The following is a 250-nucleotide window of genomic DNA, read 5'->3' as shown; positions in this document are numbered from 1 at the left end:
TTCCCAGGACAGTTCCGTCTGCCCGCATGATGGTACAGACTGCATCGGTATTGATTCCCAGGTCCACGCTGCAGATGACCTGTTCTTTCACAGGTGTTTTGGTAAGTGTTACTTCTTCTGTATAGGTAAAACGCAGGAAATATTTATGGTGTCTTTTCTCCAGTGTCGGGGCAGATGCTTTTTTTCCTGACCAGTATTTTCTCAGATATTCCATATCCGTATGCTCCAGACGTACACAGAACCATTTCCA

1 pseudogene is annotated in these 250 nt (G+C 45.2%); it reads right to left on the bottom strand.

Annotated elements, in window-relative coordinates:
* Positions 1-250, bottom strand: a pseudogene (locus tag LJE12_RS19885) (IS200/IS605 family accessory protein TnpB-related protein); the annotation flags it as partial.

The sequence above is a fragment of the Blautia sp. DFI.6.71 genome, assembly GCF_020593585.1.
Classification (GTDB): Bacteria; Bacillota; Clostridia; order Lachnospirales; family Lachnospiraceae; genus Blautia_A; species Blautia_A wexlerae.
The sequence above is the reverse complement of the archived record's forward strand: the minus strand, read 5'-3'. Positions and strand labels throughout refer to the sequence as shown.